Genomic DNA, 22,905 nt, shown 5'->3' on the forward strand with positions numbered 1-22,905 from the left:
CGTTGTGGCGGACGGAATCGGCGCCTGCGCGGGTTTTTCGATGCGATGTCGCCGGTCGCAGGAACTCCGTGCTTACCCGGTGTCCAAACGGGGCTGGATGCGATTCGCGGGCCGCGCGGGCTCGCCCGCCAAGCCGGGTAGCGTGGGTCAGGGTTTTGTTTTAAAAGGATTTTTCGTGATTTTCGGGTGTTTTCCCCGCTTCCGTGCCGCGTTGAAAATTCGTCCGGTTTCCCTTCTTGAATTTGTCAAAACCCGTCCATATAATTAGCACTCGCTGCACGAGAGTGCTAACAATTCTCTGCCGGGCGACAAGCCGGGCAGATTCCCTAAGCGTTCTTCAATCTCAGTCAAGAGAGGAGTGAATATGAACCTTCGTCCTTTGCACGATCGCGTGATCGTCAAGCGCCTGGATCAGGAAACCAAGACCGCCTCGGGCATCGTCATCCCCGACGCCGCTGCTGAAAAGCCGGACCAAGGCGAAGTCCTGGCCATCGGCCCGGGCAAGCGCGACGACAAGGGCGCACCGATCGCGCTCGACGTGAAGGTCGGCGATCGCGTCCTGTTCGGCAAGTACGCAGGCCAGACCGTGAAGGTCGACGGCCAGGAACTGCTGGTCATGCGCGAAGAAGACATCATGGCCGTGGTCAACGCGAAGTAAGCGTCCTCCGACGGTACATATTCCCAAGAATTCAAGGAGTTAGAAGATGGCAGCTAAAGACGTCGTATTCGGCGATTCCGCCCGTTCGAAGATGGTCGAAGGCGTGAACATTCTCGCCAACGCAGTCAAGGTCACGCTGGGTCCGAAGGGCCGCAACGTGGTGCTCGAGCGCAGCTTCGGCGGCCCGACGGTCACCAAGGACGGTGTGTCGGTCGCGAAGGAAATCGAGCTGAAGGACAAGCTCCAGAACATGGGCGCGCAAATGGTCAAGGAAGTCGCTTCCAAGACCAGCGACAACGCAGGCGACGGCACGACGACGGCAACCGTCCTCGCGCAATCGATCGTTCGCGAAGGCATGAAGTACGTCGCATCGGGCATGAACCCGATGGACCTGAAGCGCGGTATCGACAAGGCAGTCGCAGCGGCTGTCGACGAGCTGAAGAAGATCAGCAAGCCGTGCACGACGAACAAGGAAATCGCCACAGGTCGGCTCGATCTCGGCGAACAGCGACACGTCGATCGGCGATCGCATCGCTGAAGCGATGGACAAGGTCGGCAAGGAAGGCGTCATCACCGTCGAAGACGGCAAGTCGCTGGCTGACGAACTCGACGTCGTCGAAGGCATGCAATTCGACCGCGGCTACCTGTCGCCGTACTTCATCAACAACCCGGAAAAGCAAGTCGCCGTCCTCGACAACCCGTTCGTGCTGCTGCACGACAAGAAGGTGTCGAACATCCGTGATCTGCTGCCGGTGCTCGAGCAAGTCGCGAAGGCTGGCCGTCCGCTGCTGATCATCGCCGAAGACATCGAAGGCGAAGCGCTCGCAACGCTGGTCGTGAACAACATCCGCGGCATCCTGAAGACCGTTGCGGTCAAGGCGCCTGGCTTCGGCGATCGTCGCAAGGCGATGCTGGAAGACATCGCGATCCTGACGGGCGGCCAGGTGATCGCCGAAGAAACCGGCCTGACGCTCGAGAAGGCAACGCTGGCAGAACTGGGCCAGGCGAAGCGCATCGAAGTGGGCAAGGAAAACACGACGATCATCGACGGCGCAGGCGAAGCCGTGAACATCGAAGCACGCGTGAAGCAAGTGCGCGCGCAAATCGAAGAAGCGACGTCGGACTACGACCGTGAAAAGCTGCAAGAGCGCGTGGCCAAGCTGGCCGGCGGTGTTGCAGTGATCAAGGTCGGTGCTGCGACCGAAGTCGAAATGAAGGAAAAGAAGGCACGTGTCGAAGACGCACTGCACGCAACGCGCGCAGCTGTGGAAGAAGGCATCGTGGCAGGTGGCGGCGTTGCGCTGATCCGCGCTCGCACCGCGATCGCAGGCCTGACCGGCGCGAACGCCGACCAGAACGCCGGCATCAAGATCGTGCTGCGCGCGATGGAAGAGCCGCTGCGCCAGATCGTCACGAACGGCGGCGAAGAAGCCAGCGTCGTGGTGGCGGCCGTTGCTGCAGGTACGGGCAACTACGGCTACAACGCAGCAACGGGCGAGTACGTCGACATGGTTGAAGCCGGCGTCGTCGACCCGACCAAGGTCACGCGCACCGCACTGCAGAACGCAGCGTCGGTTGCTGGCCTGCTGCTGACGACGGACGCAGCGGTCGCAGAACTGCCGAAGGAAGACGCACCGATGCCGGGCGGCATGCCGGGCGGCATGGGCGGCATGGGCATGGACATGTAATCGACCTCGGTCGATGGTGTCCGGGACGCGCAGCGATGCGCGTTCCAGCCAAAAGAAAAGACCCGCAGCGATGCGGGTCTTTTTTTATTGGTGCGAGGATCTTGATGCCCGGTGGAAAATGGGCCGAGTGACGTTCGATGAGTGCGCGATCGTCTTGTTATTGACGTGGTATGACCAAGGTGTAGTAGGGCCGCGTTTTTACGACGAGAAGTGGATGGGTCGAGAGTGTGTTGACCACTGCAGCGTAGCGTGCGCGAGCGTGGTCAAGTTCAGCCGACGATGGCGGCCATCGATGGGCATTCCAGAGCAGATCGACATAACTGATGACCACGGCATGTGCGCTATGATCCGTCAGCACATGTTCGATGTTGCCGGCAAGGGTCGAGGTGTCGGACGAAAACAGCGTCGAAATGGATGCAGGCCAGTGCGCTTGCGCGAGCGCGACGTTCTTGTCGCCGCCAATGTTGTAGGTGTGTGTATTGGACACTGCGGCCAGATAGGCGGCCAGAAAGTCGTTGCCCTGCGGAACGAACGCAGTGATGCCATCTTTCGGAACATCCTGCCTGAAGTCCTCAACGATTGACCGATCGAGCATCGCAAACTGGTTGCGGAAGTCCAGCGGCGCATGCAGCCGCACCTGATGCTCGTAATGACGCACTTCGGAATACACGAGGTGGGATTCCGGGTTAGGCAGGTTCGATGCGAGCATCAGACCCAGCAGCGACCACGCAACGTTGTGCTTGTCGCGGCGCGACAGCTCCGTGATCAGCAGGATGAACAGAGCCCAGAACGCGAAAGCGGCCAATGCGGTCCAGCGATAGGATGCACGCATGTTCTTGAAGCCCGGTACGTGAGTCGACAAATAGGCCGTTCCGGTGGGGGCGATCGCGTATTCGGGCGGCATCGTAGCCTGGAAGTTGCCTGCGGCGCGGTCGGCATCGGGGCGTACGGAATCGACTTTCAGCGACGGGCCGAGTGCAAGGTACGTTGCTAGTACGCCAAGCACCAGCAGCGGAGCGCCGTGGGCCCGGTCTTTCATCAGCACGACTCCGGCAACGCCTGCAATGGCGACAGGCGCGACGAACGTGGTGAACCAGACGGATGCGTCTCCGAAGTAGGCTGCGTCGCTTCTCGGGGCGCTGACATGCAGTGCATCCCATAACCACAGGAGACCTTGCGTCGGCCGAACGAGCATGGTGGCGTCCACGCCAAAGCCACGGAATACGGACAGGGAATCGGCGGCGAAGCCTTGTGTGCCGACATATTGCCGGTAAAGTGCGAAGGCGACTCCGAAGCCGGCAGCGTACAGAGGCACGCCGACGGCGAGCCGGCGTATTCTGCGGCCGCCCGGCTGTGCGATCCAGCCCGCGTACTGGACGAGTACGCCGAAAGCGAACATGACGAACGTATAACCGTCGGTGAAGGCTGCCAGACAGGCGACGGTGACGAGTGTCGTTCCCGATATCGTGATCGTCCGTGAGCCGTGCGCATCGATCGCGTTGCACAGGCGATGTGTTGTCCACATGTAAAGCGGTAACAGCGCGATCCCGATCGACAGCATCGAGTATCCGGAGTGAGCCCATATGACCGGCATGGTCGTCCACGCCACGGCGAGCGCCAGTGCATATCGTTCGGGGGCACCCAGTGCCGATGCGTAGCGTTTTGCGCCCCACAGCGCGAGCGCCAGGAACAGCAGCATGGTTGTACTGTAGGCATCTGCGGGATTCAGCGGCGTAAAGGCAAGCAGCGCACTCTCGACAAACGCGCCGGACAGGCCGAATGCGATCGGCGCGGGGGCAGGGAGGCCGAAATGATGGGCGAAGATCGATGGCCAGCCACTGTTGGCGAACGATTGCGCGAACGACGAAATCCACAAGGCTTGACCGAGCGTCGGAAGAGCAACGAAGGGCACGGCTCCGTAGACGACGACGACCACTGCCAGCGCCACCACAAACGGCAGCGACTTGCGCAAGGTCGGTTGGAGTGGCAACGGATTTCGTCGAGTGTCGCGCATGCGTGATCAGTGCGGGTGTTTAGGGGTGAGCGTTGCGCCGATAAAGAACAGCAGGTCGCCAGCGACTGTCACCAGGCGGCCGAGGACAATCGCGGTGATGAGGTCGGCTTGGCCGACGACACTGTGCAGCAAACCGTACAGGACGGCTTCGCGAACGCCGACGCCGGCTGGTGCGCCGGGCGTGACGAGTCCTGCAAGCCACGCAATGACGTAGGCACCGCTCACCGGTAGCCAGAATGCCGCGTCGTGCGAGTCGATTTGCGCGTGTCGCGAGGTGATCGCAAGCAGCTGGCTGAAGATCAGGCCGGTGACAAACAAAAATGCCGCATGCAGCGAAACTGCCTGCGCAACGCGCGGGGACCAGCGGGTTTGGATTCCCCACACCGCGATCGTCAGCACGGCGGCGAATGCGGTGGTGGCGGTTTCGACACCGATGGCGGGCCATCTGAGTGGTGCTGCAAGCAGGGCAAACGGGACGGCCGTCGACGCAATGACAGCGAGTTCCCATCCGATCGATTTGGCAACAGGCCAGGCCGGTATGCCGGCAGCGATGCTGATTGCTTGCCTGCCGGCGAGATGGAAAATGTTGCCTGGCGTGTATTTGGCCAGCTGCGAGACGCCGTACGTCTTGATGGCCCAGGTGTGCGACTGCGCGACGCCGTGGTGAGCCAGTAACTGTCGCCACGCAAGCGCGAGCAGCAGGCCGCAGGCGCCGTAGCCGGCGCTGAGCGATGCGATTGCGCCCCACGTAACGGCAGAGAAGGCGTCGATCGAAAGCTGGCGGCTGTATTCGAACAACTTCGCGCCAACGAACAGGGTACCGAACGCGCCCAGTGCGCTACCGGCGAGGTGTACCCAGCGCCGTTCCCGTTTGCCGAACTTCACTACCGTGTCGCGCTGCGAGGGCGGCAGAGCAACATCGTCCACGGCAACGGCGTTCGCACGCACACGATATCGAAGCGCGTGGAGACGAACGCGATGAATGCCCGTTTCGACCAGCGTTGAACGTGGCCGGGTGTGTTCCCGAACGCGGAAATATATTTTCCGCGCGCGAGATTCATCGCGCTCCAGACAGGCTCGCGCGGTACGCTGAAAATCACGTGGCGTGCGCCGAGCGCGTGGATTTTGTGTAGTGCGACTTCAGGCTGCTCGAGATGTTCCAGCACTTCACAGCAGACGACGAGATCGGCATGGACGTCCTGCGCTTCGATTCGATAAACATCCTGACGCGAGAAATGAGACGGGTCGGCGCCACGTGCAACGGCGTTCTCCCGTGCCAGCTCGATCACGCGACCGGAGAAATCGCTGCCCGTGGCCTGCAGGCCCTGCTGCTGCCACTGGAGCACCCAATAGCCTTCGCCGCAGCCGATTTCATGGATTGAAGACGGTGCCGCCTGTGTCACGACGTCGGTCAGTGCGGTGTCGAAACCTCGCATGAGGCGTCTCACGATCGGATTCGTCGATCCGTATTTGTCGTAGTTGTTGCCGACGACGATACCTTGTTCCGCCATGCCGCGCGCCATCTTCATCGGACGACCCCGAATGCGCGAGGCGCTTCTTTTTCCATCGAGGTTGCCTGCCCACGATCCGTTTGCATCTGCTTGACCGCGAAGCGCACGTCCTCGAGGAGTTTGCGGTTCGTGGACAGCAGATCGGCAATGATTGCGATCAACAGCGTCTGGAAGCCGGCGCCGATGAGTATTGATGCAAGAATAAGGGACTGGACGTGCCCGGTGCCGTTGCCGGTCTCCCAGAAGTAGATGAAACGCAGCCCGGTCAGTACGCCCGCGCCAAACAGGGTCGCGCCCAGCGAGCCGAAGAACGTGGCAGGCCGGTAGATGACGAATATCCTGAAGATCGTGTGAACCGAACGCGTGACGTACGAACCGATGCTTTTGACGAGACGCGACGGCCGCAGGAACCCGTTGACTCGGATTGGCACCGAGACGATCGACATGTTGCGCTGGCCGGCCTGGATGATCGTTTCGAGCGTATAGGTGTATTCGCTGAACACCGTCAATCGTTGGGCGGCATGGCGACTGTAGGCGCGGAATCCGCTGGTTGCATCGGGAATGTCGGTGCGGCTGACCGCGCGGACCACCCAACTGCCGATTTTCTGAAGTAATTTCTTGATTGGCGAGAAATGGTCGATTTCGTCGATCGGCCGTGAACCGACCACGATATCGGCTTCTCCTGCATAAATGGGTCGAATGAGCGCAGGAATGTCGGCTGCATTGTATTGGTTGTCGGCATCCGTATTGACGATGACATCGGCTCCACGTTGCAGGCAGGCTTCAAGCCCGGTCGTGAAGGCGCGCGCCAGGCCCTGGTTGTGCGGATGTCGGACGATGTGGTCGACGCCTGCGGTACGTGCTACGTCGATCGTCGCGTCGGTGCTGCCGTCATCGACGATTAGCCATTCGACCCTGTCAAACCCGGCGACTCGGCGAGGCAGCGCCGCCAGTGCAATCGGCAGCGTGGCGGCCTCGTTGAAACATGGGGTTTGAATAATTAGCTTCATCGCCAATGACTGTAAATTCACCCCCAAGCTGCCGGATTTCTAGTCACTAAACAGCAATATTATTTCCGGCCGACGTCGATGGAATATAAATCAAACCGAATTCACAAAAAATTACGATAAATTACTTTTGGCGGCCGATCGTTGTGTGTGGGTCCGTGCTTCATGCGCGATATCGCAAAACGGAAGACGGTTGATTTCATGGGCTATCCGTCGGTGCGTGACGGCGTGCGAACCGTCCAGCCGATGGGCTGGCGCACGTACCAGGCGCATGGTCTCGTAATCAAATGTTGCAAAAGCCGGGATGAGGTGGCGTGTGCGCCAAAGTGGATCGCGTGAGATGGTGATGAAGGCGGCGCGACGGCGCGCGTGCAGTCCGGTTTGCTGACGACGGGAACGAGGGGGTGCGGGAGGAGCTATGCGGGCGGGCAATGACGGTGGGCCTGTTGTGGTAGTCACAGATGGACCGTGCCGCGTGCGCCGCCCTTTGGCTCAGTGCCGGGCGATTCTCGGCGAGCTTTTGCTTCCTTCCGACAATGGGCGCTCGTTGTCTTCATTGCTGCGCGCCCAGAAGAACCGGTCGGGCAGGTAGGCGCCCATGCCGGGCCGGAACGCGTCGCGCACGGCCTGGTACAGGTACTCCTGCGCCTCGCGCACCGCTTCGGGTGGTTCCTGGCCGTTCGCGAGCAGCGCCGCGATGGCCGCGCCGAGCGTATCGGTGATGCCCATCAGCCGGTGCGGCGAGCGATCCCACATGTCCTCGCGAAGCTGGCCTTCCTCGCCGTACAGCGTGTTGACGAGCCGGTGCGAGCCCGCCTCCGACGACAGGATGTACTCGCAGCCCTGCGACAGCAGGTGCGACACGGCGGCGTCGAGATTCGGCGCCTCGGCGTCGCCGTCCGGCTGCGCGAGCGCGATCAGCGTGGCGTGATCGGCGACCAGCAGCGTGGTTTGCGGCGCCAGCAGGTCGGCGATCGACTCGCGCAGGTCGTCGGCCGCGAGCACGTGCTCGTCGTCGAGCGTGAAATCCGGCGCGAGCACGAGCGGAACGCCGTCGTAGTCGGCGACGACCTCGGCGATCGCACTGACGACTTCCGCGCGCGTCGCCGCGCCGATCTTGAACGCGGCGACCGGCATGTCCTCGAGCAGCATGCGCGCCTGGGCGGCGACGACTTCGGGGTCGAGGCCGGTCACTTCGTCGCAGGCGGCGGAGTCGCGCACGGTGTAGCCCGTCAGGACGGACACGCCGTGACAGCCCATGCTCGCCAGGGTCATCAGATCGGCTTGGAGGCCGGAGCCGCCGGTGGGATCGGACAGGCCGAAGGTGAGGACGATCGGAGGGGCGTTGCTGGACATGTAAAAATGGGGCAAGAGAAAAACGGAAAGCGACGGAGATGCGGACCGCGAGGCGAGTGGCCGTTTTCGGCCCTGTGTTGCCCGGCAGGCCGCACTTTTCAGCCATTATGCGGTGGAATCCGGCCCGCACGACGGATTTTTTAGCGCAGCGCAACGTAGTCGCCGTCCTCCAGCGCGATTGCTAGGCAGTCCGGCCCCGACACGGTACCATCATGGCTCCCGAATTTACCGACTTTTCCCGACGCGGCTAAGATGGAATACAAGAGCTGGATGTGCCTGATTTGTGGCTGGATTTACGACGAAGAAGCCGGGCTGCCGGAAGAGGGCATTGCCCCGGGCACGCGCTGGGAAGACGTCCCGATCAACTGGACGTGCCCCGAATGCGGCGCTCGCAAGGAAGACTTCGAGATGGTCCAGATCTGATCGGACCGCTGGCCCACGGACACTCCGCTCCGGCCTCGCATCGGCCCGGCGCTCGCGCGCCGCGGTTCGGGCGAGCGACTTGACGATGACAGGCGCGCGTGTCCATGACGTCCGATCCGGCGAACGTTCCCCACCCTGACGCACTGCCCAACCCGCGCGGCGGGGCCGTGCGCGCGGCCGACGCATGGCTTGCGGCGGCCGCCGACGCATTCGGGCGGCACGACGATGCGGCTGCGCCGCTGTCCGCCGCCGCGGCGGTGCTGGCGGAAGCCGGCTGGCTGCCGGCCGCGCGGTTCGCCGGGCAACTGGCGGCCGCCGCGCCGCTGGTCGCCGCCGAGCCGACTTCGGCCGGCTGGCGTGGCGCGCTGCGCGACTTCCGCGCGGCCGTCGGGCGTCACAACCTGCGCGAGCTCGCGTGCTCGCCCGTTCTCCTCGACCATTTCCGTGCACTGCGCGCGCAAAGCGCCGCCGACCTGCGTGCCAGCGCGCCGCCCGACGCGCTCGCGCTGGTCGGCCGCGCGGTGCCGCCGGCCACGTTGCGCGCGCTGCCCGACGCGTTAGCGGCCCGGATCCGCGCCCGCTACGAGCAGGCGCTGCTCGGGCTGCTGCGCGTAGAGCGCGGCGCGCCCGACGCGGCGCTGGACGAACTCGATGCGATGCAGGTCGCGCTCGCCGACGACGGGCCGTACGATTTCTGGCGGCTCGCGAACGCGTGCCTGCGCGCGCTGCGCGCAAGCGGCGCGCCCGAGCTGAAACGCTTTCTTGCGCGGACCAACCTGCTGCTCGCCGAACAGGTGCGGGGCCGGCGCAGCGCGCCGCCCGAGCTCGTGCGCGAGACGGCGGCGCTGCTGTGGCGCGATTTCGCGCTGTTCGGTGCCGCGGCCGAGGACGTCGCGCTCGTCGAGGTGCTGCACGACTACGGGCTGACGGTCGACTGGCACGTCGCCGGCACGCCGGCGTCCGAGGCGTTGTGGGAAGCCGATGCCGCGCGGGCCGAGCACGATGCGGTCGCCGTCGCGCCGACCCGCGCGCTCGGCGTCGTGACCGTCAACGCGCATGCGTACGAGGATTTCCTGCAGACGGCCGATGCGTCGATGGCCGACCTCGCCGCCGATCCGGCCCGAGCCGACGCAGGCGCCGCCTGGCACGCGTCCGGCGCCGCCTACCGGGTCGGGACGGCCGCGTGCGCGCTCGGGCTCGGCCACGCGGCACTGCTGGCCGATACGCTCGGCCTCGCATGGCGCCGTGCCGCCCACGGCATGCCGCTCGCGGACGGCGGCCTCGACGCGCACGGCCACGCGTCCGACATGCTGCGCGCGGCGCTGCTGAAGATCGCGGCCGGCGTCGCGCCGCCGGACCTCACCGCGGCATCCGGCGCGCTCGGCACGGCGCTCGGCCGGACCTGACGAACGAGGGGACGGGCAGATGGCGGCGCCCCTTGTCGCGCGGGCCTGCAACACGCTGCCGACAGCACCCGCGCGCGTGTTAGAGTGCCGTGTGATCCGCGCGCGTCGTTGCCAGCGTGGCGCGGCGTTGCTTGTTGATCGCGGCCCGGTCAGGTCGCGGCGTCTTTGCTAAAATTCAAACCATGTCAAAGCCTTCCGATCGCATCAATCTCACCAACCAGTTCCTGATCGCCATGCCCAACATGGCCGATCCGACGTTCTCGGGAACGGTGGTCTATCTTTGCGATCACAGCGAGCGCGGTGCGCTCGGCCTCGTCATCAATCGTCCTACCGACATCGATCTCGAATCGCTGTTCAACCGTATCGACCTGAAGCTCGACATCGAGCCGCTGCTGCACATTCCCGTGTACTTCGGCGGCCCGGTCCAGACCGAGCGCGGCTTCGTGCTGCACGAGCCGGTCGAGGGCGCGAACTACAACTCGTCGATGTCCGTCGACGGCGGGCTGGAGATGACGACGTCGAAGGACGTGCTCGAGGCGGTCGCGACGGGCACCGGCCCGAAACGCTTCCTGCTGACGCTCGGCCATGCCGGCTGGGGCGCGGGGCAGCTCGAGGAAGAAATTTCCCGCAACGGGTGGCTGACCGTGGCCGCCGATCCGCGCATCGTGTTCGACACGCCGGCCGAAGAGCGCTTCGAAGCCGCCCTCGGCCTGCTCGGCGTCAGCTCGTCGATGTTGTCCGGCGAAGCAGGGCACGCATGAGCGGCGCGAGCGCGCGCGATGCGACGCTCCTGGCGTTCGACTACGGCGAAAAACGGATCGGCGTCGCGGTCGGCAACGCGCTGACGCGCTCGGCCCGTGCACTCGTCGTGATCCAGAACCTGAATCGCGAACACCGTTTCAAGGCGGTCGGCGACCTGCTGGCCGAATGGCGGCCGGACGCGCTCGTCGTCGGCCTGCCGATGCATCCGGACGGCACGCCGCACGACATGACGCAGCAGGCGAAGCGCTTCGGCAACCAACTGAACGGCCGCTTCGGGCTGCCCGTCACGTGGGTCGACGAGCGTTATTCGTCGGTCGAGGCCGAGGCCGGGCTGCGCGAGCGCAACGTGCGCGGCCGCGCCCGCGCGGAGATGCTCGATGCCGAGGCCGCCCGCATCATTCTTCAACAGTATCTCGATCAATTGTCCGATCATGAGCACCATTGATGCCGAGGCGCTTTACCGCGTCCTGCTCGACCAGATCCGCGCCGCGTACGGCACGGCGTTCGCCGAACCGGGCGGCCCGCGGCTCGCCGGCATTCACAGCGGCGGCGCATGGCTGGCCGAGCGTCTCGCACGCGATCTCGGCGCGCCGGCCTTCGGCGTCGTGAACGTCGCGCTGCATCGCGACGACTACGCGAAGAAGGGGCTCCACAGCCAGGCCAGCCCGACATCGCTGCCGTTCGAGATCGACGGCGCGCGCATCGTGCTCGTCGACGACGTGCTGTACACCGGGCGCACCGTGCGCGCGGCGCTCAACGAGCTGTTCGACTACGGCCGTCCGGCCGCGGTCGAGCTCGCGGTGCTGGCCGATCGCGGCGGCCGCGAACTGCCGGTCGCCGCACGCTTCGCGGGCGGCACGCTCGACGTGCCGGCCGGCGCGACGCTCGTGCTCGCGCGCGACGACGCGCGGTTCACGCTGCGCGTCGACCCGCACGGCGCCTGAACGACACGCGAACCGTATCCCGGGCCGCTGGTTTGCACCGCGGCCCGTTTGCATAGTTGGAATCACGCACACCATGACCACCGACACCACTGGCCGCACCGGCAATCCCGCCGCGGCCGCGAGCCCCGACCGGTTCCGCTACGGGTTCCTGAAGGGCAACCCGCAGCTCACGAAAAACGGCGAGCTGAAGCACCTGCTGTCGATCGAGGGCCTGCCGCGCTCGATCGTCAACCATATCCTCGATACGGCCGAGCAGTTCGTCAGCGTGACGGACCGGGAAGTGAAGAAGGTGCCGCTCCTGCGCGGCAAGTCCGTCTTCAACCTGTTCTTCGAGAACTCGACGCGCACGCGCACGACCTTCGAGATCGCCGCGACGCGCCTGTCGGCCGACGTGCTGAACCTGAACATCAACGCGTCGTCGACGAGCAAGGGCGAATCGCTGCTCGACACGATCAACAACCTGTCGGCGATGCATGCCGACCTGTTCGTCGTGCGCCATGCGTCGAGCGGCGCACCGTACCTGATTGCCGAGCACTGCGCGCCGCACGTGCACGTGATCAATGCCGGCGACGGCCGCCACGCGCACCCGACGCAGGGCCTGCTCGACATGTACACGATCCGTCACTACAAGCGCGACTTCACGAAGCTGCGCGTGGCGATCGTCGGCGACATCCTGCATTCGCGCGTCGCGCGCTCCGACATCCATGCGCTCACCACGCTCGGCGTGCCGGAAGTGCGCGCGATCGGGCCGCGCACGCTGCTGCCGGGCGGGCTCGAGCAGATGGGCGTGAAGGTGTTCCACAACCTCGACGAAGGGCTGAAGGGCGTCGACGTGATCATCATGCTGCGCCTGCAGAACGAACGGATGAGCGGCGCGCTGCTGCCGTCCGCGCAGGAGTACTTCAAGACGTGGGGCCTGACGCCCGAGCGCCTCGCGCTCGCCGCGCCCGACGCGATCGTGATGCACCCGGGCCCGATGAACCGCGGCGTCGAGATTGATTCGCAGGTCGCCGACGGCCCGCAGTCGGTGATCCTCAACCAGGTCACGTTCGGCATCGCCGTGCGGATGGCGGTGATGGGCATCGTTGCCGGCAACAGCGACTGAGCCCGCTTTCGCGCCTCCTTATTCACGCAATCAACGCATTCACTGACAGCGCATGAAGATTCATATCAAAGGCGGCACGCTGATCGATCCGGTCGCCGGCACCGAGCGGCAGGCCGATGTATTCGTCGCGGCCGGCAAGATCGTCGCGATCGCCGAGGACGGCAAGGCGCCGGCCGATTTCAACGCCGCGAAGACCATCGACGCGTCGGGCCTGATCGTCGCGCCCGGCCTCGTCGACCTGTGCGCGCGGCTGCGCGAGCCCGGCTACGAACACAAGGCGACGCTCGCGTCCGAGATGGCCGCGGCCGTCGCCGGCGGCGTCACGACGCTCGTGTGCCCGCCGGATACCGACCCCGTGCTCGACGAGCCGGGCCTCGTCGAGATGCTCAAGTTCCGCGCGCGCAACCTGCACCAGGCGAACGTGCACCCGCTGGGCGCGCTGACCGTCGGCCTCAAGGGTGAAGTGATCACCGAGATGGTCGCGCTGACCGAGTCCGGCTGCGTCGGCTTCACGCATGCGAACGTGCCGGTGCGCGACACGCAGGTGCTGCTGCGCGCGCTGCAGTACGCGAGCACCTACGGCTACACGACGTGGCTGCGTCCGCTCGACGCGTTCATCGGCCGCGGCGGCGTGGCCGCGAGCGGCGCACTCGCGTCGCGGCTCGGGTTGTCCGGCGTGCCGGTCGCGGCCGAGACGATCGCGCTGCACACGATCTTCGAGCTGATGCGCGTGACGGGCGCGCGCGTGCACCTCGCGCGGCTGTCGTCCGCGGCCGGCCTCGCGCTCGTGCGCGCGGCGAAGGCGGAAGGTCTGCCCGTGACCTGCGACGTCGGCGTGAACCATCTGCATCTGATCGACGTCGACATCGGCTACTTCGACTCGCAGTTCCGGCTCGATCCGCCGCTGCGCGGCGAGCGCGACCGCGAGGCGATCCGTGTGGCGCTCGCCGACGGCACGATCGATGCGATCTGCTCCGACCACACGCCGGTCGACGACGACGAGAAGCTGCTGCCGTTCGGCGAAGCGACGCCTGGCGCGACGGGCCTCGAGCTGCTGCTGTCGCTGACGCTGAAGTGGGCGGACGAGACGCGTACGCCGCTTGCGCAGGCGCTGCGCCGCATCACGTCGGCGCCGGCCGACGTGCTGCAGCTGCCGGCAGGTCGCCTCGCCGAAGGCGGCGCGGCCGATCTGTGCGTGTTCGATCCGCGCGCGCACTGGCGCGTCGAACCGCGCGCGCTGAAGAGCCAGGGCCACAACTCGCCGTTCCTCGGCTACGAACTGCCGGCCACCGTGCGCGCGACGCTCGTGTCCGGGCAGGTCGCATTCGAGCGCCACTGAACCACGCCGGATCCTCGCCATGACCGCCCTTCGCAAGCTGCGTCTCGTTTTTCACCTGTTGCGCGGCATGGCGATCGTCGCGCTGCGTTTTTCGCATGTCACGCCCGCGCGTCGCGCCGAGCTGATACGTCGCTGGTCGGTCAAGATGCTGCGGATCTGCGGGATGCGCGTCGTCGTCCACAACGACGCGGCGCGCCTCGACGCGGGTGCGCTCGTCGTCGGCAACCATGTGTCGTGGCTCGACATCTACACCGTCAACGCGTGGCGGCCGACGCCGTTCGTGTCGAAGGCCGAGGTGCGGCAGTGGCCGGTGGTCGGTTGGTTGGCCGAGAAGCTCGACACCGTGTTTCTGCAGCGCGAGAAGCGCACCGAGGCAATGCGGGTGATGCACGAGATGGCGGAACGGTTGCGCAACGGCGGTGTGATGTGCGTGTTTCCGGAAGGGACGACGTCCGACGGCCAGGCGCTGCTGCCGTTCCATGCGAACCTGTTCCAGGCCGCGGTATCGGCCGGCTGCGCGGTGCAGCCGATCTGTCTGATGTACGAGGATGCGCAAGGGCGTCAGTCGGTCGCGCCGGCCTACACGGGCGACCTGTCGCTCGGCAAGTCACTCGACATGGTGCTGCGTGGCGGGCCGCTCGTCGCGCATCTGTACGTGTGCGATCCGATTGCGCCGGGCGGCGACCGGCGGGCGACGTCCGCGGCGGCGCGCGATGCGATCGCGGCCGCGCTGGCGACGTTGCAGGAGACGGTCGGCAAGCCGTCGGCCGAGGCGCTCGCGGAGTTGCAGAAGCATGCGTATCCGGCGACCGAGCTCGGTGGCGGGGCGGCAGCCGATGCGGCGGCCGATGAGCCGGTGCCGGGGCGCGAGGGCTGATGCGCACCCCGTTTACGCGAATCGGCGTGTCGTTACTCGCCGCCCGGTGAGCGGCACGCTTCGCACTGCACCTGCGTGACCGTACGCTGCGCGGGGTCTGCCGTCAGCCTGACGGCAGACAACTGGTTCCCCCATACGCATCCCGAATCGAGCGCGACGACGTTGTCGCGCAGCGTCAGGCCAAGCGCGGCCCAGTGCCCGAACACGACCGTCACGTCCTCCGTGCGGCGCCCTGGTACGTCGAACCACGGCAGGTAGCCGGGCGGCGCGCTGTCCGGGCCGCCGTTCGCCTTGAATTCCATCGCGCCGTCGGGCGTGCAGAAGCGTACGCGCGTGAACGCGTTGAAGGCGACGCGCATCCGGTCCCGCTTCTTCAGGTTCGGACTCCATTGATTCGGCTCGTTGCCGTACAGGCCTTGCAGCGTGTCGCGCCAGTCGGGCGCGCGCAGCGCGCGCTGCAGTTCGTCCGCGAGTTCGAGCACGAGCGCGGTGTCCCATTGCGGCAGCACGCCCGCATGCGCGAGCAGCATTCCGTCCTCCGCATGGACGAACGGGCGGTGGCGGACCCAGTCGAGCAGCGCCTCGGCATCCGGCGCGTCGAGGATCTCGCCGATCGTGTCGCCCGGGCGCTCGGTGCGCAGCCCGGCGGAGACCGCGAGCAGGTGAAGGTCATGATTGCCGAGCACGACGGTCGCGCGTGGGCCGAGGTCCACGACCGCACGTAGCGCGGCAAGCGAGCCGGGCCCGCGGTTGACGACGTCGCCGGCGATCCACAGCGGCGTATCGGCTGGCGGCGAAAGCTTGTCGAGCAGCGACCGGAAAGCGGAATGACAGCCTTGGATGTCGCCGATGGCGATGGGGGGGAGGGGCATGGAGCGACGTAGGTTGCGTGGCTGGGCGGTGTTGGAAGTTTGGTTAATTTGGTGTTGTTTTGCGCAATTTCTCATGAAAAAAATCGCGAAAATTGGTATGAAATTTCGCGGATAGCATAGGTTCAGAGCGCTGTATCAAGTTGTTAGCGGCATGGCTTTTGCATGTGGCGCCTCCCTATAATTGTGCTTCTCCCCAACAAAATTAGCATTTCATGACTTTGGAGGCCATGTCGACCGGTTAAAATCCGCGGTCTGGCGTAGTGGTCACAGTTATCAGTGACGAGCACTTGCGAATCTGATGCGACGAGCGCCTCGATGGTGTTCGCCGCGTATTACTAAAGGGAGCCTCATGATCCTGGTTACGGGCGGCGCGGGTTTTATCGGTGCCAATTTTGTACTCGACTGGCTGCGCGCATCCGACGAAGCCGTGCTCAACGTTGACAAGCTGACGTACGCCGGGAACCTGCGCACGTTGCAGTCGCTTGACCGGAACCCGAAACACGTGTTCGTGCGCGTCGACATCTGCGATCGTGATGCGCTCGACACGCTGTTTGCTGAGCACAAGCCCCGTGCCGTGCTTCACTTTGCCGCCGAAAGCCACGTTGATCGCTCGATCCACGGTCCTGCGGACTTCGTTCAGACTAACGTGGTCGGCACATTCACGCTGCTGGAGGCCGCCCGTCAATACTGGAACGGGCAGAGCGACACCGACAGGGCGGCGTTCCGCTTCCTGCACGTGTCGACCGACGAGGTCTTCGGTTCGCTGTCCGCAACCGATCCGCAATTCTCCGAGACGACGCCGTACGCGCCGAACAGTCCGTATTCCGCGACGAAAGCCGGCTCGGATCACCTGGTGCGTGCCTATCATCATACATATGGTCTGCCGACGCTGACGACGAACTGTTCGAACAATTACGGTCCCTACCAGTTCCCCGAAAAGCTGATTCCGCTGATGATCGCGAATGCGCTCGCGGGCAAGCCGCTGCCAGTGTACGGTGATGGCCAGAACGTGCGCGACTGGCTGTACGTCGGCGATCACTGCAGCGCGATTCGCGAAGTGCTTGCGCGTGGCGTGCCCGGCGAGACATACAACGTCGGCGGCTGGAACGAGAAGAAGAACCTTGAAGTCGTCCATACGCTCTGCGATCTGCTCGACCGCGCCCGCCCGAAAGCGGCCGGCTCGTATCGTGACCAGATTACCTACGTGACGGATCGTCCCGGCCACGACCGTCGTTATGCGATCGATGCGCGCAAGCTCGAGCGCGAACTGGGTTGGAAGCCGGCCGAGACGTTCGAAACCGGCATGGCGAAGACGGTCGACTGGTATCTCGACAACCAGGCCTGGGCCGACGAGGTGGCGTCGGGCGAGTATCGCAAGTGGGTCGAGACCAATTACGCGCAGCGCGCTTGAGGAGGGTTGCGATGGGACGTAAAGGCATCATCCTTGCGGGCGGCTCCGGCACACGGCTGTATCCGATCACGCACGTCGTCTCGAAGCAGTTGCTGCCGGTGTACGACAAGCCGATGATCTACTATCCGCTGTCGACGCTGATGGTCGCCGGCATCCGCGACGTGTTGATCATTTCGACTCCGCAAGACACGCCGCGTTTCGAGGCAATGCTCGGCGACGGCAGCCAGTGGGGCATGAACATCCGGTATGCGGTGCAGCCTTCCCCGGACGGTCTTGCGCAGGCGTTCGTCATCGGTCGCGACTTCGTCGGCAACGATCCGTCAGCGCTGATCCTCGGTGACAATATTTTCTACGGGCACGATCTCGCGAAGCAGCTCGAGCGGGCCAGCGCAAAGGACGCGGGCGCGACCGTATTTGCGTATCACGTTCAGGACCCCGAGCGGTATGGTGTGGTCGAGTTCGACCGCGAATTCCGCGCGATGTCGATTGAAGAGAAGCCGGCAAAGCCGCGGTCGAGCTATGCGGTCACTGGGCTGTATTTCTACGACAGGCAGGTTTGCGACATTGCAGCCGACATCCAGCCGTCGGCGCGGGGCGAACTCGAGATTACCGATGTCAATTCACGCTATCTGGCGGCGGGCCAACTCGACGTCGAGATCATGGGGCGCGGCTATGCGTGGCTGGACACCGGCACGCACGATTCGCTGATCGAGGCCGCGACCTTTATCGCGACGCTGCAAAAGCGGCAGGGGCTGGTCGTCGCATGCCCGGAAGAGATTGCCTATCGCAAGCGCTGGATTGACGCGGAGCAACTGCTGGCACTCGCGCGACCGCTGGCGAAGAACGGCTACGGAAAATACTTGCAACATATTCTCGAAGATCAAGTGGCATGGCCATCCAAGTAACCGAAACGGCGCTGCCGGAAATCAAGATCATCGAACCGAAGGTATTCGGCGACGCTCGCGGGTTCTTCTACGAGAGCTTCAACGCGCGCGAATTCGACGAACAGGTCGCGCCCGGCGTGACGTTCGTGCAGGACAACCATTCGCGCTCTGCGAAGGGCGTGTTGCGCGGTTTGCACTACCAGATCCGGCATGCGCAGGGGAAGCTCGTGCGCGTGGTCGAAGGCGAGGTGTTGGACGTCGCGGTCGATATCCGGCGCGCATCGCCGAACTTCGGCAAGTGGGTCGGTGTGCGGCTGTCGGAGCGGAACCACCGACAGCTTTGGGTGCCGCCCGGTTTCGCGCACGGGTTCGTCGTGCTGTCCGAGTCCGCGCAGTTCCTGTACAAGACGACCGACTACTGGTATCCGGAATTCGAGCGCAGCCTGCTGTGGAACGATCCGGCACTTGGAATCGACTGGCAACTCGATTGTGAGCCGGTGCTCGCGGCGAAGGATGCCGCCGGGAAACGCCTGTCGGAGGCCGACGTCTATGAATGACAGGAAACGGATTCTCGTTACCGGCATTGGCGGTCAGGTCGGATTCGAGCTGGCGCGCTCGCTGCAGGGGCTTGGCCATGTCGTCGCGGTCGATCGCACCGCGCTGGACCTGGCGGACCCGGACCGGATTCGTGCGGTCGTGCGCGACGTGCGACCCGCGCTGATCGTCAATCCCGCCGCGTACACGGCTGTCGATCAAGCTGAAAGCGACGAGGCGGCGGCGATGCGCGTCAACGCCGTCGCACCCGGGATCCTGGCGGAGGAGGCGAAGGCGCTGGGCGCCGCGCTGATCCATTACTCGACCGATTACGTGTTCGATGGCGCGAAGGCTTCGCCGTATCTGGAAACCGACACGCCGGCACCGCAGAACGTCTACGGCCGATCGAAGCTCGAGGGCGAGCGGGCGATCGAAGCGGTCGGCGGAGCGGCGATCGTGTTCCGGACGAGCTGGGTGTATGGCACACGCGGACGCAACTTCCTGCTGACGATGCTGCGGCTCGCGGCGGAACGCCCGGAACTCAAGATCGTTGCCGACCAGATCGGCGCTCCGACCTGGGCGAACACGATCGCCATGCTGACTGCGCATGTCGCCGCACAGGCCTTCGCGGCCGCCGACGCAGCCGCGTGGTGGGCGGCACGCTCGGGCGTCTACCACCTGAGCGCTGGCGGCGAGACGTCATGGCACGGGTTCGCATGTGCAATCGTCGAGCGCGCGTCGCTCGCGTCGCGTCCGTCGGTCATTCCGATTCCGTCGTCGGATTACCCGACTCCGGCCACGCGCCCCGCGAATTCGCGCCTGTCGAACGAGAAGCTGGCGCGGACTTTCGGACTCGCGGCGCCCGACTGGCGCGATGCGCTGGAACTTTGCCTGGCCGGGATCCGGCAGGGCTGACGACGTGTCCCGGCCGGCCGATTCGGCGGGGGCATCATTGATTTGGCGGGCAACGCGGAAGGACGACGCCGACGGGCGACGTTCCCGATCATTCTAAGAATCGCCCCGTTGCCGGTTGTGAAAGAGAGAGGTTGTTGTGAATTTGCTACCCATCATTCTGTGCGGCGGTGCCGGATCCCGTCTGTGGCCCGTTTCCCGCGAAACCCATCCGAAACCGTTCATCCGTCTCGCGGACGGCGAAAGCCTGCTGCAGAAGGCCTTCCTGCGCGCGGCAGCACTTCCGGGCGTGGATGAAGTACTGACGGTGACGAACCGCGAACTGTTCTTCAAGACCGAAGACGAGTACCGCGAAATCAACCGCGAGAAGCTGACGACTTCGTTCATTCTTGAGCCGTTCGGTCGCAACACGGCCGCGGCGATCGCGGCGGCGACGCTGCACGCGGCGCGCGCGCACGGCGATCAGGTGACGTTGCTCGTGTTGGCTGCCGATCACCTGATCGCCGATCAGGCGGCGTTTGCCGACGCGGTCGGCAAGGCGGCCGCATTCGCGGCGGCGGGTCGGATCGCGACGTTCGGCGTGACGCCCGACGTTCCCGAAACGGCGTACGGCTATATCGAGGCCGATGCCGACAAGGTGGTGCGCTTCGTCGAGAAACCTGATCTCGAGCGTGCGCGCGAATATGTCGCGTCGGGGCGCTTCCTGTGGAATTCCGGTATGTTTTGCTTCACCGCTGGAACGATGCTTCGCGAGCTCGAGGCCCATTGCCCGGACGTGCTTCGCACGGTCAAGGCATGCATCGACGCGTCGCCTTCGTCAGACGGCAGCGGCGGCGCACAGATCCGCCTCGAGCCGAATACGTTCGGTGCGGTGCCGGACATTTCGGTCGACTATGCGGTGATGGAAAAATGCCGCGATGCGGCAGTGGTACCGTGCAGCATCGGCTGGAGCGACGTCGGCTCGTGGACTGCGCTGGGCGATCTCGCGGCGCCGGACGCGCAAGGCAATCGTGTGCAGGGCGAGGCTCTGCTGATCGACGTGAAAGACACATACGTGCAGAGCGATGATCGCCTGATCGGCGCGGTAGGCGTCGAGAACCTGATCGTCATCGACACGCCCGATGCGCTGCTCGTCGCGTCGCGTGAGCGCGCGCAGGACGTGAAGCATATCTATGCGGAGCTCAAGGCGACCGGCCACGACGCATACAAGCTGCACCGCACGGTGCACCGCCCGTGGGGCACCTACACGGTGCTGGAGGAGGGGCCGCGCTTCAAGATCAAGCGGATCGAGGTGAAGCCTGGCGCGAGCCTCAGCCTGCAGATGCACCATCATCGCAGCGAACACTGGATCGTTGTGAGCGGCATGGCGAAGGTCGTCAACGGTGATCGCGAGTTTTTCGTCGCGACCAACGAGTCGACCTACATTCCGGCCGGCCACAAGCATCGCCTCGAAAATCCGGGCGTCGTCGACCTCGTGATGATCGAGGTGCAGAGCGGCGAATATCTCGGCGAGGACGACATCGTCCGCTTCGAGGACAACTACGGACGTGCGTGACATGGATGCTACCTTCGTCAACGACGACGCCGAACTCGGCAACCATACCGGCAGCGACGACCTGATCGTCGGCGTGATGGCGACGCGCGTATGGGGCACGCTCGGATGGCATGACATCCGGCAACGTTATCGCCGTTCGGTCATCGGCCCGTTCTGGTTCACGCTGAGCACCATCGTGATGGTGGCCGTGCTCGGCGCGCTGTATTCGCAATTGCTGCACCAGGAAATTTCGAACTACCTGCCGTATCTGTCGATCGGCCTCGTCGTGTGGGCCTACATCGCGTCGGTGGCGAACGAAGGCTGCACCGCGTTCATCAGCGCGGCCTATCTGATCAAGCAGATCCGGTTGCCGTTGACCGTGCACGTCTGCCGCATCGCGTGGCGCAACTTCGTGATCCTGCTGCACAGCCTGCCGGTCGTGATCATCCTGTTCGTGATCTTCGGCCACATGCCATCGTGGGAATTCCTGCTTGTGCCGCTGGCACTGGTGGTCCTGCTGCTGCACGGTGTCTGGCTCGGCGTCACGCTTGGCATCCTGTGTGCGCGCTTCCGCGATATTCCGCCGATCGTGACGAACCTGATTCAGGTCGTGTTCTTCTTCACGCCGGTCATGTGGTCGCCAGAAATCCTGAAGGACCGCGCATGGGTTGCGGAATACAACCCGCTCTATCACCTGATCGAAACGGTACGGGCTCCGTTGACCGGGCGGCCGATTCTGTGGGAATCGTGGGCTTGGTCGATTGGCCTGCTGATCGTCGGGTTCGCGTTCGCCCAATACCTGATGAAGCGTTTCCGTAACCGTGTTCCTTATTGGCTTTGATTACCGTGAGTTCCTCATCGATTGTCGCTCGTAACGTATTCGTCGAATTCCCGATCTACGAGAATTCACACCGCTCGCTGAAAAAGGCGGTGCTGAATCTCACGACGGGCGGGCGGATTGGCCAAGACGCAGGCCGTCACACGGTCGTCCGCGCACTCGACGATCTGAATTTCACCTTTTCGGACGGGGAACGCATCGGCCTGGTCGGCCACAACGGATCCGGCAAGACGACGCTCCTCCGTACGCTGTCGGGTGTCTACGCACCCGTGCGCGGTGAACTCAAGGTGACCGGCAAGATCGCTTCACTGCTCGACGTGTCGATGGGTCTCGATCCGGATGCGACGGGCTTCGAGAACATCTATTTGCGCGGCATCCTCGATGGCCTGAAGCCCGCGCGCATCCGGAGCAAGATCGACGAGATCGCCGATTTCAGCGAACTCGGCGATTACCTGAACCTGCCGGTGCGGACCTACTCGAGCGGGATGATGCTGCGGCTTGCGTTCGCGATTTCGACGAGCGTCGAGGCCGACATCCTGATCATGGACGAATGGCTGAGCGTCGGTGACGCCGAGTTCAGCCTCAAGGCCGCTGAGCGGCTGGAACACCTGGTCGGCAAGGCGTCGCTGCTCGTGGTCGCGTCGCACGATCCGAAGCTGGTCGAACGCGTGTGCACACGCAAGATCTCGATGGAGCATGGCAAGGTCATCGGCGACGAGCCGGTCGTCGCACCGCCGCCGGAGCCGGAGTCGCCGGCAATTGAACTGCCGCCGGCCGGTAATTCCGCGGGACTGCTGCATTGAACGCGACAGCCGCCGGCGGAGGTGCTC

22 protein-coding genes and 1 pseudogene are annotated in these 22,905 nt (G+C 64.7%); 17 read left to right on the top strand and 6 right to left on the bottom strand.

The genetic code is table 11. From position 1 onward, the window contains the following. Positions 1-364 precede the first annotated feature (364 nt). Both groES and groL read left to right on the top strand, forming a co-directional pair. Positions 365-658, top strand: coding sequence for a co-chaperone GroES (gene groES / locus VXM69_RS23375; protein ID WP_004186661.1), 294 nt, complete (start codon positions 365-367; stop codon positions 656-658). Between the two features lie 46 nt (positions 659-704). Further along, positions 705-2,346, top strand: a pseudogene (gene groL / locus VXM69_RS23380) (chaperonin GroEL). Between the two features lie 157 nt (positions 2,347-2,503). Here groL and VXM69_RS23385 read toward each other — a convergent pair. From VXM69_RS23385 to VXM69_RS23405, 5 genes are all read right to left on the bottom strand, one after another. Continuing rightward, positions 2,504-4,360: a hypothetical protein gene (locus tag VXM69_RS23385; protein WP_367189277.1), complete on the bottom strand. Its 1,857-nt coding sequence runs from the start codon at positions 4,358-4,360 to the stop codon at positions 2,504-2,506. A gap of 6 nt (positions 4,361-4,366) precedes the next feature. Beyond that, positions 4,367-5,287: a hypothetical protein gene (locus VXM69_RS23390; RefSeq protein WP_226251623.1), complete on the bottom strand. Its 921-nt coding sequence runs from the start codon at positions 5,285-5,287 to the stop codon at positions 4,367-4,369. Further along, positions 5,245-5,889, bottom strand: a complete 645-nt coding sequence (locus VXM69_RS23395; protein ID WP_367189278.1) for a class I SAM-dependent methyltransferase — start codon at positions 5,887-5,889, stop codon at positions 5,245-5,247. Before VXM69_RS23395 ends, VXM69_RS23390 begins: the two co-directional genes overlap by 43 nt. After that, a complete protein-coding gene (locus VXM69_RS23400) occupies positions 5,886-6,881 on the bottom strand; it encodes a glycosyltransferase family 2 protein (protein WP_367189279.1) in 996 nt (331 codons plus the stop codon). Before VXM69_RS23400 ends, VXM69_RS23395 begins: the two co-directional genes overlap by 4 nt. A 489-nt stretch (positions 6,882-7,370) precedes the next feature. Further along, complete coding sequence (locus tag VXM69_RS23405) at positions 7,371-8,234, bottom strand: hydroxymethylpyrimidine/phosphomethylpyrimidine kinase (RefSeq protein WP_367189280.1); 864 nt, start codon at positions 8,232-8,234, stop codon at positions 7,371-7,373. Between the two features lie 252 nt (positions 8,235-8,486). Here VXM69_RS23405 and VXM69_RS23410 point away from each other — a divergent pair, with 252 nt between their 5' ends. The 8 genes from VXM69_RS23410 (at position 8,487) to VXM69_RS23445 (ending at position 15,090) form a co-directional block, all read left to right on the top strand. Next, the gene (locus VXM69_RS23410; protein ID WP_004186709.1) at positions 8,487-8,657 is read left to right on the top strand and encodes a rubredoxin; all 171 of its coding nucleotides are present in this window, start codon (positions 8,487-8,489) and stop codon (positions 8,655-8,657) included. A 104-nt stretch (positions 8,658-8,761) separates the two neighbouring features. Continuing rightward, positions 8,762-10,063: a hypothetical protein gene (locus VXM69_RS23415; RefSeq protein ID WP_367189283.1), complete on the top strand. Its 1,302-nt coding sequence runs from the start codon at positions 8,762-8,764 to the stop codon at positions 10,061-10,063. Positions 10,064-10,245: 182 nt separating this feature from the next. Then, positions 10,246-10,824, top strand: a complete 579-nt coding sequence (locus tag VXM69_RS23420) for a YqgE/AlgH family protein (protein ID WP_034187262.1) — start codon at positions 10,246-10,248, stop codon at positions 10,822-10,824. Further along, positions 10,821-11,270 carry a Holliday junction resolvase RuvX gene (ruvX, locus tag VXM69_RS23425; protein ID WP_367189284.1) on the top strand — a complete coding sequence of 150 codons (450 nt, stop codon included), beginning with the start codon at positions 10,821-10,823 and terminating at the stop codon, positions 11,268-11,270. The genes VXM69_RS23420 and ruvX overlap by 4 nt, the downstream gene beginning before the upstream one ends. After that, positions 11,257-11,769, top strand: a complete 513-nt coding sequence (pyrR, locus tag VXM69_RS23430; RefSeq protein ID WP_034187263.1) for a bifunctional pyr operon transcriptional regulator/uracil phosphoribosyltransferase PyrR — start codon at positions 11,257-11,259, stop codon at positions 11,767-11,769. Before ruvX ends, pyrR begins: the two co-directional genes overlap by 14 nt. Before the next feature lie 73 nt (positions 11,770-11,842). Continuing rightward, the gene (locus tag VXM69_RS23435; protein WP_006476735.1) at positions 11,843-12,874 is read left to right on the top strand and encodes an aspartate carbamoyltransferase catalytic subunit; all 1,032 of its coding nucleotides are present in this window, start codon (positions 11,843-11,845) and stop codon (positions 12,872-12,874) included. A gap of 52 nt (positions 12,875-12,926) precedes the next feature. Further along, positions 12,927-14,213, top strand: coding sequence for a dihydroorotase (locus tag VXM69_RS23440; protein ID WP_034187264.1), 1,287 nt, complete (start codon positions 12,927-12,929; stop codon positions 14,211-14,213). Between the two features lie 19 nt (positions 14,214-14,232). Then, complete coding sequence (locus VXM69_RS23445) at positions 14,233-15,090, top strand: 1-acyl-sn-glycerol-3-phosphate acyltransferase (protein ID WP_034187265.1); 858 nt, start codon at positions 14,233-14,235, stop codon at positions 15,088-15,090. A 32-nt stretch (positions 15,091-15,122) separates the two neighbouring features. On the opposite strand, the gene VXM69_RS23450 is transcribed toward VXM69_RS23445, so the two are convergent. Beyond that, complete coding sequence (locus VXM69_RS23450) at positions 15,123-15,962, bottom strand: symmetrical bis(5'-nucleosyl)-tetraphosphatase (protein ID WP_367189285.1); 840 nt, start codon at positions 15,960-15,962, stop codon at positions 15,123-15,125. A gap of 349 nt (positions 15,963-16,311) precedes the next feature. On the opposite strand from VXM69_RS23450, the gene rfbB reads away from it, so the two are divergent. The 7 genes from rfbB (at position 16,312) to VXM69_RS23485 (ending at position 22,878) form a co-directional block, all read left to right on the top strand. After that, entirely contained in the window at positions 16,312-17,373 is a 1,062-nt protein-coding gene (gene rfbB / locus VXM69_RS23455; RefSeq protein ID WP_367189286.1) for a dTDP-glucose 4,6-dehydratase, read from the top strand. 11 nt (positions 17,374-17,384) lie between these two features. Next, entirely contained in the window at positions 17,385-18,278 is an 894-nt protein-coding gene (gene rfbA, locus VXM69_RS23460; RefSeq protein WP_367189287.1) for a glucose-1-phosphate thymidylyltransferase RfbA, read from the top strand. Further along, entirely contained in the window at positions 18,263-18,814 is a 552-nt protein-coding gene (gene rfbC, locus VXM69_RS23465) for a dTDP-4-dehydrorhamnose 3,5-epimerase (protein WP_367189288.1), read from the top strand. The genes rfbA and rfbC overlap by 16 nt, the downstream gene beginning before the upstream one ends. Further along, positions 18,807-19,706: a dTDP-4-dehydrorhamnose reductase gene (rfbD, locus tag VXM69_RS23470; RefSeq protein WP_367189289.1), complete on the top strand. Its 900-nt coding sequence runs from the start codon at positions 18,807-18,809 to the stop codon at positions 19,704-19,706. Before rfbC ends, rfbD begins: the two co-directional genes overlap by 8 nt. 136 nt (positions 19,707-19,842) lie before the next feature. Beyond that, complete coding sequence (locus VXM69_RS23475; RefSeq protein WP_367189290.1) at positions 19,843-21,258, top strand: mannose-1-phosphate guanylyltransferase/mannose-6-phosphate isomerase; 1,416 nt, start codon at positions 19,843-19,845, stop codon at positions 21,256-21,258. A gap of 1 nt (position 21,259) precedes the next feature. After that, on the top strand, positions 21,260-22,078 hold the full coding sequence (locus VXM69_RS23480) for an ABC transporter permease (protein WP_175894614.1): 819 nt from the start codon (positions 21,260-21,262) through the stop codon (positions 22,076-22,078). Between the two features lie 5 nt (positions 22,079-22,083). Beyond that, positions 22,084-22,878: an ABC transporter ATP-binding protein gene (locus tag VXM69_RS23485; protein ID WP_367189291.1), complete on the top strand. Its 795-nt coding sequence runs from the start codon at positions 22,084-22,086 to the stop codon at positions 22,876-22,878. Positions 22,879-22,905: the final 27 nt, after the last annotated feature.

It is taken from the genome of Burkholderia sp. Ed8 (assembly GCF_040761425.1).
Classification (GTDB): domain Bacteria; phylum Pseudomonadota; class Gammaproteobacteria; order Burkholderiales; family Burkholderiaceae; genus Burkholderia; species Burkholderia seminalis.

Coding starts and splice junctions, on each gene's coding strand:
- groES (WP_004186661.1), top strand. CDS start 365: ATGAACCTTCGTCCTTTGCACGATCGCGTGATCGTCAAGCGCCTGGAT.
- VXM69_RS23385 (WP_367189277.1), bottom strand. CDS start 4,360: ATGCGCGACACTCGACGAAATCCGTTGCCACTCCAACCGACCTTGCGC.
- VXM69_RS23395 (WP_367189278.1), bottom strand. CDS start 5,889: ATGAAGATGGCGCGCGGCATGGCGGAACAAGGTATCGTCGTCGGCAAC.
- VXM69_RS23400 (WP_367189279.1), bottom strand. CDS start 6,881: ATGAAGCTAATTATTCAAACCCCATGTTTCAACGAGGCCGCCACGCTG.
- VXM69_RS23405 (WP_367189280.1), bottom strand. CDS start 8,234: ATGTCCAGCAACGCCCCTCCGATCGTCCTCACCTTCGGCCTGTCCGAT.
- VXM69_RS23410 (WP_004186709.1), top strand. CDS start 8,487: ATGGAATACAAGAGCTGGATGTGCCTGATTTGTGGCTGGATTTACGAC.
- VXM69_RS23415 (WP_367189283.1), top strand. CDS start 8,762: ATGACGTCCGATCCGGCGAACGTTCCCCACCCTGACGCACTGCCCAAC.
- VXM69_RS23420 (WP_034187262.1), top strand. CDS start 10,246: ATGTCAAAGCCTTCCGATCGCATCAATCTCACCAACCAGTTCCTGATC.
- ruvX (WP_367189284.1), top strand. CDS start 10,821: ATGAGCGGCGCGAGCGCGCGCGATGCGACGCTCCTGGCGTTCGACTAC.
- pyrR (WP_034187263.1), top strand. CDS start 11,257: ATGAGCACCATTGATGCCGAGGCGCTTTACCGCGTCCTGCTCGACCAG.
- VXM69_RS23435 (WP_006476735.1), top strand. CDS start 11,843: ATGACCACCGACACCACTGGCCGCACCGGCAATCCCGCCGCGGCCGCG.
- VXM69_RS23440 (WP_034187264.1), top strand. CDS start 12,927: ATGAAGATTCATATCAAAGGCGGCACGCTGATCGATCCGGTCGCCGGC.
- VXM69_RS23445 (WP_034187265.1), top strand. CDS start 14,233: ATGACCGCCCTTCGCAAGCTGCGTCTCGTTTTTCACCTGTTGCGCGGC.
- VXM69_RS23450 (WP_367189285.1), bottom strand. CDS start 15,962: ATGCCCCTCCCCCCCATCGCCATCGGCGACATCCAAGGCTGTCATTCC.
- rfbB (WP_367189286.1), top strand. CDS start 16,312: ATGATCCTGGTTACGGGCGGCGCGGGTTTTATCGGTGCCAATTTTGTA.
- rfbA (WP_367189287.1), top strand. CDS start 17,385: ATGGGACGTAAAGGCATCATCCTTGCGGGCGGCTCCGGCACACGGCTG.
- rfbC (WP_367189288.1), top strand. CDS start 18,263: ATGGCCATCCAAGTAACCGAAACGGCGCTGCCGGAAATCAAGATCATC.
- rfbD (WP_367189289.1), top strand. CDS start 18,807: ATGAATGACAGGAAACGGATTCTCGTTACCGGCATTGGCGGTCAGGTC.
- VXM69_RS23480 (WP_175894614.1), top strand. CDS start 21,260: ATGGATGCTACCTTCGTCAACGACGACGCCGAACTCGGCAACCATACC.